This is a genomic window from Acidobacteriota bacterium, assembly GCA_016196065.1.
Classification (GTDB): Bacteria; Acidobacteriota; Terriglobia; order Terriglobales; family Acidobacteriaceae; genus Acidiflorens.
Window position 1 is genome coordinate 80,996 of sequence record JACPYL010000018.1, and the last position, 14,494, is coordinate 95,489.

The window sequence follows — 14,494 nt, forward strand, 5'->3', positions numbered from 1 at the left end:
GAGCCGGCACCATTGACCTGTGAACCACCGTCGTTAATAAACTGTCATCCCGAGCGAAGCGAGGGATCTGCAGTCCGCGGCAGAGGCAATCTTACGGCGTACTCAACGCCTTCTGAATAGCCGCTTCGGCAAGCGGTGCCATGATGGCGTAGCCGTCGGGGTTGGGATGCAAGCCATCAGCCGCCAATTCCTTCTTCAATAACCCAGCCGGATCGACCATTGCGCTGAAGTAGTCGAGATAGACACATCCATTTGCGGCGCAATATTCGTGCAACCAACGATTGAGTTCGCGGATCTTCTCCGGCGAGCGCTGGGCAAATGGATCCTGCGATTGCGGCGTGTAGTTGTGCACGGGGAGCACCGACGAAAAGACCACGCGAATATTGTGGGCGCGAGCCAGTTCCGCGAGAGACGCGTAGTTCGCTTCAACCTGCTCCAGCGACATTGGCCCCGTATTGCCTGCAATGTCATTGGTCCCGGCAAGAACGACGACGGCCGCCGGTTGGAGATTGATGACATCGGCGCGGAACCGGATCAGCATCTGCGGCGTTGTTTGTCCGCCAATCCCGCGGTTCACGTACGGCTTGCCGGGAAAATACTTGGCGATGGGCCAGATGTCGGTGATGGAGTCGCCGAAAAAAACCACGCGTCGTTCGCCCGCTGCCGGCGTCTTTAGCTCGGCATTGGCATCGCGATAGCGAGCGAGTTCTCCAAAGTCATTCAGCAAGATGGATGCCCTCGAAAGCCTCCACTCTCCCAGGCTTTTCGCTGCCTTCGAGTCCGGCGGCGCCTGCGCAAAAGAAAAACTAGAAAAAAGAGCTGACAGCAGGATCGTCACTGCGATTCGCAAACGGAACATGGTTCGCATCTTCATGCAGATACTCTACACTCGCTCCGCAAGCGGGGGTGTAGACTCCTCAGATCGACGGAAGAGGAATGCCATTTTGACGGTCACGATATCCGCCAGGAGACGATTGCGGTGCTTGCCGCTTGTCATGTGGATCGGCGTGCTCGCTCTCGCATCGATTCTTCAAGCCAATAGTAAGTGGGGCTTTCCCGCGTGGCGCCGCGTGAGTGACGATCCGATCCTTGCACCGCAGGGAAAAAGCTGGGAATCGGCGGGTACGTTCAATCCCGCCGTGGTCATTCACAACGGCAAGTTTGTCATGCTCTACCGGGCCCAAGACGCCCAGGGAACCTCTCGCCTCGGCTACGCGGAGAGCACCGATGGAATTCACTTCACACGTCGCGATGAGCCGGTGCTATCTCCAGTAGCCGACTATGAGAAAAATGGTGGAGTGGAAGACCCTCGGCTGGTTGCGATCAACGGCGTGTATTACCTCACCTACACCGGCTACAACAAAGAAGACGCTCAGCTGTGCCTGGCGACTTCGAAGGACTTGATCCATTGGGATCGCAAAGGCGTGATCCTGCCCGCGTACAAAGGAAATTGGAACGTCGGCTGGACCAAGTCGGGGGCGATCCTGACACAGAAAGTTCAAGGCAAGTACTGGATGTATTTCCTTGGGACGACTCGAGAAAAGACCGACGAAATGGGTCTGGCCTCTTCGACTGACCTGGTGCACTGGCAGGAAGAGACGATGACGCCGGTAGTGCCGCGGCGGCCAGGCAGCTTCGATGCACGCGTGGTCGAGCCGGGTCCGCCGCCGATCATCACGAAGGACGGCATCGTCCTGATCTACAACGGCGCGGACGAAAAATTGGTATACCGGGTCGGGATTGCTGTCTTCGACGTGAAGAATCCCGCCCGCCTGTTGTGGCGCTCCGAATCGCCGGTCCTTGTGCCGGAGAAGTCGTGGGAAAAGGTTGGACAAGTTCCGAACGTCGTCTTCGTGGAAGGGATGGCTCGCAAAGGCGCGCAGTATTTGTTCTATTACGGCGGTGCCGACCAATACGTTGGCGTAGCGGAATCCTCATTGACCGGCAAGACGCCACAGCTGCCGACGCTCAACACCCACTAACCACGAACGACCTCAACGGAATGCGCGCGCGGGTGATGCCGGGTTTTTCGCTAGTCAATTATTCGATGCCGAGCTGCTTTTGGATCTGCTCGAGCGGAACGTTCTTGGTTTCCGGAACCATGGTCTTCACCCAGATCAGTTGCAGCACCATCATGCCCGCAAAAAACAGGAACACATAGCCGGGCGGGAAGGTTGAGACCATTCTCGGGAAGAATGTAGTGAGCAACGCAGCGAAGATCCAGTGCGTGAAACTGCCCAGTGCCTGGCCTTCGGCGCGATGGCGATTGGGAAAGATCTCCGCGATGAACACCCAGATGACTGCACCCTGCCCGATGGCATGCGCTGCGATGAAGCCGAAAATACATGCCGGCACAATGCTGTAGTGGGTAGTGAAGAACGCCCACGAAACCAGACCGAGAGAAGTGATGTAGCCGAACGAACCGATATATAAGAGCGTGCGCCGTCCCAGGCGGTCGATGAGCCACAGTCCCACGAACGTGAACACGAGGTTCGTGAGCCCGATGCCGATCGACTGCAGCAATGCGGCCTTCGCTCCGAGTCCGGTAAGTTCAAAAATTCGCGGCGCGAAGTACAGAATCGCGTTGATCCCCGACAGCTGGTTGAAGAAAGCAATCAGAATGGCCAGCAGGATCGGCTTGCGCAGACGGCTGGTCCAGAACCCGCCCGTCTTTCCCTCGGCGTTCACCGCCGCACTAATCTCGTTGGCCAACCCGTCAATCTCGGCTTGAGAGGCTTCGGGCTGAATGCGGCGCAACACATCGATGCCCGCCGTTCGGTCTCCCTTGCGGCTCAGCAACCAGCGCGGGCTCTCGGGGATCGCAAGCGTCATGACCGCATAGAGCACCGACGGAAACGCGGCTACGCCCAGCATCCAACGCCAGGCGTTTTCACCAATGCCGGCAAGCAGCGCGTTCGAGACGAACGCGACCAGAATACCGAACACAATGTTGAACTGGAACATCCCGGCCAGCCGCCCGCGAAGCCGGGGAGGCGCAATTTCCGAAATGTAGAGCGGCGCAGCCACCGTCGAAATGCCGATGCCCAGCCCGCCGATGAACCGCGCCAAAATAAATGGCGTGAGTCCGTTCGCGACCGCCGACCCGATCGCCCCGACCAGGTACAGCACGCCGATCCAGAGCAGCGTGGCCTTGCGACCGAAGCGGTCCGTGGGCCAGCCTCCGATCAGCGAACCCACCACCGTGCCGTACAGCGCGGATCCCATCGCGATGCCGTGCAGTGCGGGACTCAATCCCCATAGCGATTGAATCGTCTTCTCCGCGCCGGAGATGACGACGGTGTCAAAGCCGAACAGGAACCCGGCCAGAGCGGATGTGAGCGACCAAAAAAATACGCGTGAGTTCATAGGTGAAGGCTGCGATTCTACCTGACAATCTCGCCAATGAACACGCCGTACGGCTCCAGGCTCACGTCCATTCCTTTCGCCGACGACTTCGGCGTCGCGACCAGGCTCTTCAGGCTCGCCGCTTTGTCCGCCAGGTTGAAGCTCGCCTTCTTCGGCGAACTCGACATGTTCAACGCGACCAAGACGGCTTTACCCTTGTAGCTTCGCAGGTACGACATCACGTTAGCGTCGCTTTCGTTCAGAGCTGTGTAGGATCCTTCGACCAATGCCTGGTTGGAGCGTCGCAACGCCAGAACTTTCTTGTACATGCTGAGTACGGAATTTGCGTCCTTCGATTCCGTTGCGACATTATGCGTCTTGTAGCTCGGCGGAACCGGCAGCCACGGCTCCTTTGTGCTGAATCCGCCGTTCGTTTCGGTGTTCCACTGCATGGGCGTGCGTTCGCCGTCGCGGCCGATTTCCTTAGGCCATCCAATGCGGCCTACCGGATCTTTCACATCTTCTTTGCGCTTGGGATTGTTGTTCTCCATGCCCAACTCTTCGCCGTAGTACATGATCGGGGTTCCACGCAGCGTGAGGTAAAACGCGCCCATCATCTTCGCAATCGCGTCGTTATTCTTGCCATCGCCGTAACGATTGTAGGAGCGCACCATGTCGTGATTGCTGATTACGTAAACCGGCCATCCACCAGCGCCGTCCACCGCAGCGATCTGACGGCGGAATTCCGGTGGAGAGAGTTTGTTCAGCGTTGTGAACATGAAATCCATCGGCATTTGCAGTTCGTTGTCGTGCGTGCCGTAGTACTCCTTGAGTTCGTCGATATTCGACGTCCACGTTTCGCCAACGAGGACCGCATCGGACTCATCCGCAACCGCGCGCAGTTTTTTCAGCACGTCATGTACTTCCGGAAGTCTCTTGTTGTGGATTTCTTCGGTCTCGGGATCACCCTTCGTCGTGGTACCCGGCAGCACCGGATTGTCAGTCAGTTTCGGGTCTTCAAACAAAGTGTCGACCGCATCCAGCCGAAATCCGGAGACGCCGCGCTTGTACCACCAACGCGTGGTGTCGAGCATCGCCTTCTCAACGTCTGGATTGCGCCAGTTAAGATCAGGCTGCTCAGCGTAAAACGCATGGTAGTAGTACTGATTGGTGGCCGGATCTAACTTCCAGGCGGATCCGCCAAAAACTGAAATCCAGTTGGTGGGTGGCTGCCCGGGCCCCTTGCCGTCACGCCATATGAACCAGTCGCGATGCGCCGAGGTGCGCGACGACTTCGAGTCGATGAACCAGGGGTGTTGATCGGAACTGTGATTGACCACGAAGTCCAGAATCAGACGTATGTCTTGCTTCTTCCCTTCGTCCGCCATGCGATCGAAGTCGGCTAGCGTGCCGTACATCGGATCGATGTTCTCGAAATCGGAAACGTCATAACCGAAATCTACTTGCGGCGACGGAAAGAACGGACTGATCCAGACCGCATCAACTCCAAGATCGTGCAGATACGACATCTTGCCGGTGATACCGTTCAGATCGCCTATGCCATCGTTGTTGCTATCGGCAAAACTGCGCGGGTAAACCTGGTAAAAAACAGCATGCTGCCACCACTTGTGGCCTTCGGCGTCTACGGGCTTATTTTGGGCCGTGACTGAAAGGGAAAGGACAAGCAAAAACGGGAAGAGAACATGGAAAAATCGCTTTGTCATATATGTCATATATAAACTCCTCACAAAAATAGCTGGTGATTCTTGGTCACTTCGATTTCGTAAAATCCAGGACAACGTCCTGATGAACATAGGAATCCGGATTCCCGGAAAACTCGACTGCCAACACTCCATCGTTCTCGCGGACACCTTCGAGCTTTCCTCCACGAACAGAAGTTACCTGCGAAGGATTCCAGACAAGAAGTTCATATCGCTTGCCAGCCAATCCCGCGAGCGAGAGTGTCATCTGGGTGTGGTTCGCATTCCACGATTCTGAGATTACGCGCAATCCCTGGCTTGTGCTTCCGAGTGCGGGCAAAACATTTGCGATACTCACACCGAAATCATTCTTCAAGTGAATGCGGACCGTCGTAGTTGCCTGACTGATCGGAATACGCATCGTGACATGCTGGTCGGTCGCATTGGCATCGGCATGAAAAGTAAGCGAGTGGCCGTTGAGTTCGACGGAGGCAACTTCGCTGCGAAGGCTCAGCGCGGGCGAAAAGTTGAGCGTGACATCGCCGGAGCCAGTACGCTTCACCTCCAACGTCATCACTCCCGGAGTCTTTTGATAAGTGAGCGAGAGTGTGGTCGAACCGACTCGCACATTGTCCGCGGAGAATGTTTTCCAGTCAGTGGGAACATGAGGAGCAAACGTAACAGTGCGACTTTGCGTATCGACGTCGATGCCGAGCATGCCGCGCATGATGGGGCTGACCACCATCGCTGCCGACCAGATCTGGTGCGGTGAATTCGTGGAGAGCGGTTGGTAGTAATCACCGGACAACACTTCCGCCACGTGGCCTAGCGATCCGTCGAGCGCGAGCAGAGCGTTCGAACGAAGATTGGAATATCCCGAGAACGCCTGATGGTAGCGATATTCGCCGACCGATGCCCATCCTGTGAAGAGCGGCCACACGGAACCGAAGTGATATCCCTGACCGTTGTAGAAAGGATGCTGGTTGGAGATGATGCGCATGCCCCAATCGGTCTGGTGGTCCGCGTCGGCCAGTCGATGCAGGGTGGATTCGGATTTGTCGGCATCCGTGACGCCGAACCACATGGGAACCGTCGTCAGGACGGATTGATCGTCAACGCGGCGGCTTTGCTGGTCGAGCGCAAAGGCATAGGCTTTCTTGTCAGCGGACCAGAAAGTTTGATTGAACGCGGGCTTCTGGCGATCGAAAGCAGATTGCAGTTCCTTGCCGACGTCATCCTTACCCGTAAGCTTCGCGAGGTTCGCCAACGACCGCAACGCCTCAAGTCCGAGGCCGCTTTGATAGAACTCCGTCTTTACGGGGAGAAGTGGACCGCCTTCAATCCAACCGTGGCCGATGCCGAAATTGCGCGGAAGATTCTGCTCGTCGTAGGTGGAACGCAGGAACTGGTAGGCCTTCCACAGGCTGTCCCACTTCTGCCGCGCGAACTCCACGTCACCGCTGCGCACGACGTAGTCGTTGGCCGCAATGATGTAGAGCGGAGTGGCATCGGCGGACGCAAATCCGTAAGGGTAGTCTTTGAACCAGTTGACGAAACTCGCGCCCTGCGAGATTTCGTGGGGGATCTTGCCGTCATCACGTTGGAATTTGGAAATGAATTCGAGGGCGGTGCGAGTGGTCGCAAAGTCTCCGATGGAATTGAGCGCGAACGAAGTCCACAAGGAATCGCGCCCGAAAAACCACGCGAACCCTGGACGCTGGCTGGTGCCCGACGTTTTGTATCCGGCAACCAGTCCGGTGCCCAGCGTTGCGTTCGTAACCAAGCCTTGCACTGTGCTGATGCGCGACCAGTCATAGGCTTGCTGGAGTTGAGCATCCGGCAAAGTCAGGTTGACCGTGCGGTTGAGATAATCGCGATAGTATTGCGAGGATTCGCTCATCAGTGCGGCATAGGAAGACGTCAAGCGCTGATAGTTCTCCCTGGCTTTGTCAAATCCTTCCAGCGATCCAGCAACAACGATGACTTTGCTGGCTCGACCTTTGCCGGTCACGCCGAGGCGGAAGGAATTTTCTTCCGAAGAAGAAAAATTCGTCGAATACGACAAGTGCGGTGTCTCTGCGGACGGTGAACCAACCAGCGCGGAGAACTTTTTCGATTCTTCACCAAATACGACGGCGTGCTGCGCATCGTCCCAGTAGGAAAAAGTTCCCCCCACCGCTGCCGGCCACTCCAGAGCAAAGTCGCCGATGAAACCTGCCTCGATCTCCAGAGGCTGTTCGGTTTCTACTTCGAAAAGGATCACAGCTCCAGGCTCGTGTACGGGAACAAACAATGTCTCGCGCACGGAGTAGTTGTCACCCGCATAGACCAGCGTGGCGGACTCGGGACGTACGATGAGCGTGCGCACCAGGCTCTCCGCCGGCAATACTTTCCCTTCCACGTGGAACGTGAGATGAAAATTGCGGAAGACTTTCATGGGGTAGACCCAGGCTTCCATCTGCCCACTTTCGTTGCCGAATAGACCAGCGTGCATGCCGACAACCGGGAGAAATTCCCATGTACGCACCGGTCGCGATAGTTCAGGCGAAGCGGGAGACGGCTCGGCGGCCGTTGCCAGGGATGTAGTGCAGAAGATGGGCAGCAACAAGAAAAAGACCGGAGCGACGAAACGCAGGGCAGAACGGCGCGGATTATTCATTTTGATGATCTGACCGCAGCGGCTGGAGCTGTGCCAACTTGCAAAGTCTTCCGGCACAAAATATAAGAATTCAAGGACGCAGTCCAGCAGACGCCAATTCCTAAGGTACTCCTTCTTGTCTTCTTCACGCCGCGAACTTTTGAAATCGCTGAGCAGGACGGCGATTGTCCTGTCGCTGGAGAATGTTTTGGGACTGGCGCGGCCTTTGTGGTCGCAAGTTGCTCCTGCCGTCCCGCAGACGGTTGAACCGCTCAAGGCAGGCACGCCGCTGGGTGTGAGTTTCGTGGAAGTTGGACGCGCTTCCGGCCTGAATGCCAAGACGATTTACGGCGGCGAGCATAAAAATAAATATCTGCTCGAAACTACCGGCTGCGGAATCGCTTTTTACGATTACGACAACGACGGGTGGCTCGACATCTTCGTGGTCAACGGAACGCGGCTGGAAGGTTTCCCCGCCGGGCAGGAACCGGTATCGCACTTATTCAAGAACAATCGTGACGGCACCTTTACAGACGTCACGTTGAAAGCCGGCATGGCTCACTCGGGTTGGGGACAGGGTGTCTGCGTCGGGGATTACGACAACGATGGGAACGACGACTTGTTCGTCACGTACTTCGGCAAGAACGTTCTCTACCACAACAATGGAGACGGCACTTTCACCGATGTCAGCGAAAAGGCAGGCGTGGCGGGCAACGCCAAGCGCTGGAACACTGGCTGCGCCTTTGTCGATTACGATCGCGACGGGCGACTCGACTTGTTTGTGGCGAACTATATCGACATGGACCTGAAGACGGCGCCGGTGCCGGAGTCCGGCCCTTGCCTCTACAAAGGAGTGATGGTCGCGTGCGGGCCGCCGGGAATGGATGGCGGAAAGAACATTCTTTATCACAACAACGGCGACGGCACGTTCACCGACGTTTCCGTAAGTACCGGCATTCTTAAAACGGACGGCATGTTCGGCCTCGGCGTCCTCACCGCCGACCTCGACAACGACGGCTGGCCCGACATCTACGTCGCCAACGACTCCACCGCCAGCGCCCTCTATCAGAACAAGAAGAACGGCAAGTTCGTGGATATCGCCCTCGAAGCCGGATGCGCCCTGAGCCCCGACGGCAAGCCGCAAGCGGGCATGGGCATCTCCGCGGCTGATTACGATCTCGACGGCAACCTGGACATGGTGAAGACGAATTTCGCGGGCGACACTCCATCGCTCTATCACAATCTTGGCGACGCAACCTTCGAAGACACTACGTTCACGGCTGGACTTGGCGCGCACACGCAGTTCCTGGGATGGGGATGCGGATTTTTTGATTTCGACAACGACGGCTGGCCCGACATCCTGATCTGCAATGGCCATGTGTATCCCGAAGTTGAACAACTGAAAACCGAGGCGGCCTACGCACAACGCAAACTGCTCTATCGCAACCTGCGTAACGGGCGGTTTGAAGATGTGTCGCTCGTCGCCGGACCGGGGATCTCGGAACCGATCGCGTCTCGCGGTTGCGCGTTCGGCGACTTCGACAATGACGGCGATATCGACATGGTGATCAATCCGGTGAACGACTTCCCGCAGCTGGTGCGCTGTGATTCGCAGACCGGCAACAACTGGATAAAAGTGAAGACGATCGGTACAAAATCCAACCGCAGCGGGATTGGCGCGCGGGTGAAATGCGTTACCCGGGTTCCCGGCGAGGCAAAGCCGCACCAGCAGATCGATGAAGTGCGCAGCGGCGGTGGCTATTTTTCGCAGAGCGACCTGCGCGTGCATTTCGGTTTAGGCAAGGCAGAAAAAGTTGAAGTGCTCGAGATTCGCTGGCCGAGCGGACAAGTCGACACCATGAAGGACGTCAAGCCCAATCAGGTGCTGCACGTGAAAGAAGGAGAAGGCATCGTGCGGACGACGGCGGCAACGAGTAAGGTCCCGGGCAAATAGCGGTTCGCTGGCAAGAAATGCAGATCCCTCGCTTCGCTCGGGATGACAGAATCACAACCACAGAGGAATACTGGAACGCCCAACCGTCCTAGTAGCCGTCAATCATCCAGACATTCGACTCGCCACTGCCCTTCCACAAAGCCAGCCGCCGGCCATCAGGCGATGGAATAGCCCAACCGATTTTCATTTCCTTATCTTCCAGCACGGTTCGAGCGTGGCCTTGCAGATCGACGTTCAGGAGATACGACGTACTTGGAAACGTGTACGCCGTAACCCAGAGACTTTGGCTGTCGCTGGCCCAGTCAAAGCTTGAAACTCCTGCCCAAGACTGCAAGGGAAGGTTGCGCTCTTTGCCATCGACGGTCGACTTCAGCGTGATCTCCGGCTCGTCGCGCGTTCCCGTGGCGAGTGCGAGGGTCCGCCCGTCCGGCGAGAGGCTCCAGTTGAATTTGTAGTAGTCGGCGTGCTCCCGCTTCCACTCCGTAAGTTCCTGACTCTTTCCCGACACCGGATCGAACGTGAAGAACCGAATCTGATTGGCACTGGTCACGCTGAAGATGCATAACGTAGACGGTGCGAAGGCGCACTGGTGATTGTTGATACCGTCGCCCTCGAGCACGAATTGCGATGGACCTCCCTCCACGGGAACCCGCAACATGCGTATCCGGCTTGAGGCGTCCCCGGGTTTCGGCGTTTCCAGATACAGCAGGCTTTTTCGGTCCGGTGACAGGCGTGGAATCTGGAGGCGTCCGAGCGAGCCCGCGACCAATAGTTCCGCCGAAGCCTGATCGGCAGCCTGGCGGTAAATGCGTTCCTGTCCATCGCGATTGGAAATGAAAATCACCGAGCGGCTGTCCGGAGTCCAGCTGTACGGGAAGTCTTCACGCTCATCGAGAGTCAGAATTTGCGGCGTGGAGACTTTAAGCCCGCGCGGATCGACATCAGCCACATAGACGTCGGGCTGGTAGTTGCTGCGGAAAAACGCCAGCCGCGTTCCATCGGCGCTTACCGAAACACTGTGCGTCTCGCCCGTCTCCCGGTTGATGCGAATGGGCGCGCCCACGGGTTTCGCGCTGACCGTGTCGAGATTGACGTACCAGAGGTTGGAATCGTCGGGATTGGGTTGCGCTTCCGCGGCCGCGAAAATCAATCGCCCGGTACTCGTCCATGCCAGACCCTCGTTGAGACCCGCGCGCAGCAGAATCGTCTCGTGCAATCCCGTCGCGACGTTCAAGCTTTCAATCCGCGTGTCCACGCTATAGGTTCCCGGATGATATTGGCCCCAAATAAAAGCGATGTGCCGCCCGTCCGGAGCCCAGACTGGGGAAACAATCAACGTCCCACGCGCCTCCAGCAAGCGATGCGGATTGCTGCCGTCCGATTGCATCACCCACAGATCCTGCGCGGAGGCCGTGCCCCGCAGAAATGCGATCTGTGAGCCGTCGGGAGAAACTGCCGCCGCGTCGCCATCGTCCGCCAACTTGCGTGCTGCTCCGCCCAGGATCGAAGCGCTCCAGATGCTGGGCGCGTCTGTTGGGCCGGTTGCAGCCACCGCGAGCAAGTGGCTTCCATCCGGGAACCAGCCCACCGGGAAAAGATTGACGTGATCCGGCATGCCCAGCGGATGCGTTTCTCCAGTCGAAACCTGCTTGAGGTAGAGTCCCGTCTGGTCGGCATAGGCGAGGAGTTTTCCATCCGGTGAGAGCGCGGCGCTCTTCACGGGAGCCTTCAGGGGATTCGCGGTCAATTGCCGACTGGCTGCGGTTGGCGCGGGCGGGGATGTACGGCCCAGTCTCCAGCCCGCCAATAGTCCTGCACTAACCAGAACCACAGCAGCCAGAATTCCCGCGGCCCACCAGGCGCGCGGCGGGAGCGCGCGGTTCCGGTTCTGATCTTGCAAAAGTTCGGTGGCCGGGGAGATTGCGCTCGCTCCATTTCCTGGAAAGACGACTGGGACAAGGAGGCGATATCCACGGCGGGCCACGGTTTCCACGAAGCGGGAATTTTCTGCTGTGTCACCGAGTGCATCGCGCAGGCGCCGGACAGCGGCATTCAGGCTATGGTCGAAATCGACGAAAGTGTCGGCCGGCCACAATCGTCCGCGTAACTCTTCGCGCGATACGACTTCGCCCGGACGCTCCAGCAACATCGTCAAAATCTGGAAGGGCTGCTCCTGGAGACGCACGCGGCTTCCGTTGCGCCGGAGTTCGCCAGCCTTCATGTCCACTTCGAAGGTGCCGAATCGCAGCCGTTGATTTCCGCCCAGCGCCGCCATATCCCCATTTGAGGCCGATCTTAGCATTGCTTCGCCGCCCATGATCGCGTTACCCACTCCTGCAAATATTTGATGCCCGACAAGTTATCCGGTTACCGGAATTTTCCCGCAGAGTTATCCGCCGACTGTTGAGGTACGCAACCCTCGAGGCGAAAGTTCGCCTAAGTGGGGAAGGAATCGGCCATGTTCCGGGGAATCGCGATCGTAATTGTGAGTAGTGTTATGTGTAGTCGGAGTCAAGCGGCAGTAGCGCAAGTCTCTCAACTATCTGTATTTGTTTATGACGACGCGCATGTGCCTGAGGCGACCCTTGAGCGCGGGGAAGAAGTGGCAGGGCGAATCTACCAGCGCGCCGGAATCGCGATCCAATGGAACGACTGCAGACAAATGTCGTCACGATCGCAAGGGGATTGCCGTGATGGAACTTCCGGGCCTCACTTATCGGTACGCATCGTTGCACGCCCGCTGAACTTGCCGGGAGAAGACTTCGGGGTTGCATTTGTGGACGGTGAAGGGGTCGGACAACAAGCCGATGTTTTCTATTCCCGGATTAAGAGCTTTCAGGCGGCGTCATCAGCAGACACTGCGCAAATCCTTGGTCACGTGATGGCGCACGAATTGGGCCACCTTCTGCTGGGCATGAATTCGCATTCCATGCAGGGAATCATGCAGTCTCATTGGGGCGAGCGCCAGTTGAGGCTTGCTTCCATGGGTAATCTGCAATTCGACCAACATCAATCAGAAACGATTCGGGATCGGGTTCGCGGGTTCTACGAAACGCAAAGAGCCGGGATGAGTGGCTTCTCGCCGGCGGTTACGAAGGCTTTTTGGGCTCGGATGGAACCGTCACGCCCGAGCCTTCCTTGACGGTGTGAATGGAATCGACGGGCATGGCGCCGAATTGTTCGGTCAACCCGCTGGGCCAGCGGATTTGAATCGAATCGACTTTCGTCGTGGGACCGAGTCCAAAATGGACACGGATATCGCTATTCGAAATGTAACTTGAGCCGCTGCGCACTTCATCGACGAAGGTGCGCGTGCCTGCCTTGACGATAATTTTGGCGCCGATGCCATCACGGTTGGATTTTGTGCCGACTGTGCGAATGGCGATCCAGTGGTTCGCAGAGTGAACTTGATTTACGAGCAGGCTGGGACGACCGTTCATATTGCTGATAACGGCCGATATTTTTCCGTCGTTCCAAAGGTCGCCGACCGCGAGACCGCGTGAGGATGAAACTGCCGTGATGGCAGGTCCAGCGGTGGACGAGATGTCGGTGAAGGTTCCCTTGCCGAGATTGTGGTAGAGAATGCGCGGCTCTTCGTAGTTGCTGCCGAGATTGTTCTTATCGACTTCGGGATATACGTGGCCGTTTACGAGGAGAAGATCGGGCCAGCCGTCGTTGTCGAAGTCGAGAAACATTGTTCCCCACCCGAGGTACTTGGTGTAAAGGCCGAGTCCGGCGGCTGAGGTTACGTCGTCGAAGGTGCCATCGCCGTTGTTGCGATAGAGAGTGGAAGTGTCGTCGGAGAAATTGGTTTTGAAAATGTCGAGGCGGCCGTCGCCGTTGTAGTCGGCGATGGTGGAGCCCATGCCGGCTTGCTCGCGTCCATCTTCATTGAACGCGGCGCCCGCCACGACGCCGACGTCGGTGAAGGTGCCGTCGCGATTGTTGCGATAGAGAATGCTGGGCGTGCTGTCGCAGGCGACGTAGATATCGGGCCAGCCGTCGTCGTTGAAGTCAAAGGTCGAGACGCTGAAGGCGTAGTGGCCATCGGTCTTGTCGATGTGCGCCTTCGTGGACACGTCTTCGAAGGTGCCATCGCCACGGTTGCGGTACAGGATATTCTTCGCGCCCGCGAGCCCGCGCGGACCGCACATCACCGGCACTCCCTTCCAGAGACACGAAGGACGCTCGCCGGGAGTAGGAGCCGTGGCAAGGTCGAAGTCGACGTAGTTGGCGATCATCAGATCGAGATGGCCATCGCGGTCGTAATCGACCCACGCGCAACCGGTGCCCCAGTCCTTGCCGGATCCCGCGACCCCAGCCTTCTCCGCGGCCTCGCTGAACACGCCGCTCTGATTGTGAAACAACCGATTCTTCCCGTAGTAGGTGACGTAGAGGTCTTCCCACCCATCGTTGTCGTAGTCGCCTGCGCAGACGCCCTGTCCCCACCCGGTCGCGGTGAGTCCGGCTTTCACGGTAACGTCGCTGAACGTGCCGTCGTGATTGTTGCGATAGAGATGGCTGGTCGGACCTTTACCTGCGGGAAAGCCTTCCAGTGTTGTGCCATTCACAAGAAAGATGTCGGGCCAACCGTCATTGTCATAGTCAAAAATCGCCGCGCCGGTGCCGGTCGTTTCGATGATGTATTTCTTCTTGTCCGTGCCCCCGAAGACAATGGGCTCGGTCAAGCCGGCTTTCTGGGTGACGTCGACGAAGTAGGCGATGGCGTTTTGCGGAGGCTTGGATGGAGTCTGAGCGATGGCGGCGTCACAAAACAAGGCAATCAGGATTGCGGAGAGCGCCCGCCACGGACAAGGCAAACGAAATTGATGAACCCGCGGCAGACTCATGACCCAA

9 protein-coding genes are annotated in these 14,494 nt (G+C 57.6%); 3 read left to right on the plus strand and 6 right to left on the minus strand.

Annotation, left to right across the window (positions count from 1 at the left end):
- Nucleotides 1-91 precede the first annotated feature (91 nt).
- A complete protein-coding gene (locus HY010_17015; protein MBI3477434.1) occupies nucleotides 92-859 on the minus strand; it encodes an SGNH/GDSL hydrolase family protein in 768 nt (255 codons plus the stop codon).
- A 136-nt stretch (nucleotides 860-995) separates the two neighbouring features.
- Between HY010_17015 and HY010_17020 the strand changes: the two genes are divergently transcribed.
- Nucleotides 996-1,982, plus strand: a complete 987-nt coding sequence (locus HY010_17020; GenBank protein MBI3477435.1) for a family 43 glycosylhydrolase — start codon at nucleotides 996-998, stop codon at nucleotides 1,980-1,982.
- Between the two features lie 58 nt (nucleotides 1,983-2,040).
- Here the strand turns inward: HY010_17020 and HY010_17025 are convergent, their stop codons facing one another.
- From HY010_17025 to HY010_17035, 3 genes are read right to left on the minus strand one after another with little or no spacing between them, the layout of a single operon-like run.
- Nucleotides 2,041-3,366: a sugar porter family MFS transporter gene (locus HY010_17025; protein ID MBI3477436.1), complete on the minus strand. Its 1,326-nt coding sequence runs from the start codon at nucleotides 3,364-3,366 to the stop codon at nucleotides 2,041-2,043.
- Between the two features lie 17 nt (nucleotides 3,367-3,383).
- The gene (locus tag HY010_17030; protein ID MBI3477437.1) at nucleotides 3,384-5,069 is read right to left on the minus strand and encodes an alpha-glucosidase; all 1,686 of its coding nucleotides are present in this window, start codon (nucleotides 5,067-5,069) and stop codon (nucleotides 3,384-3,386) included.
- Nucleotides 5,070-5,115: 46 nt separating this feature from the next.
- Nucleotides 5,116-7,704, minus strand: a complete 2,589-nt coding sequence (locus HY010_17035; protein ID MBI3477438.1) for a hypothetical protein — start codon at nucleotides 7,702-7,704, stop codon at nucleotides 5,116-5,118.
- A gap of 115 nt (nucleotides 7,705-7,819) precedes the next feature.
- Between HY010_17035 and HY010_17040 the strand changes: the two genes are divergently transcribed.
- Nucleotides 7,820-9,637, plus strand: coding sequence for a CRTAC1 family protein (locus HY010_17040; protein MBI3477439.1), 1,818 nt, complete (start codon nucleotides 7,820-7,822; stop codon nucleotides 9,635-9,637).
- 88 nt (nucleotides 9,638-9,725) lie between these two features.
- On the opposite strand, the gene HY010_17045 is transcribed toward HY010_17040, so the two are convergent.
- Nucleotides 9,726-11,939, minus strand: a complete 2,214-nt coding sequence (locus HY010_17045; GenBank protein ID MBI3477440.1) for a PD40 domain-containing protein — start codon at nucleotides 11,937-11,939, stop codon at nucleotides 9,726-9,728.
- A gap of 195 nt (nucleotides 11,940-12,134) precedes the next feature.
- Between HY010_17045 and HY010_17050 the strand changes: the two genes are divergently transcribed.
- Nucleotides 12,135-12,779 (plus strand): hypothetical protein, encoded by a 645-nt coding sequence (locus tag HY010_17050; GenBank protein MBI3477441.1) that lies wholly within the window; start codon nucleotides 12,135-12,137, stop codon nucleotides 12,777-12,779.
- On the opposite strand, the gene HY010_17055 is transcribed toward HY010_17050, so the two are convergent.
- The gene (locus HY010_17055; GenBank protein ID MBI3477442.1) at nucleotides 12,727-14,487 is read right to left on the minus strand and encodes a CRTAC1 family protein; all 1,761 of its coding nucleotides are present in this window, start codon (nucleotides 14,485-14,487) and stop codon (nucleotides 12,727-12,729) included. The two genes, HY010_17050 and HY010_17055, sit on opposite strands and share 53 nt — an antisense overlap.
- Nucleotides 14,488-14,494 lie beyond the last annotated feature (7 nt).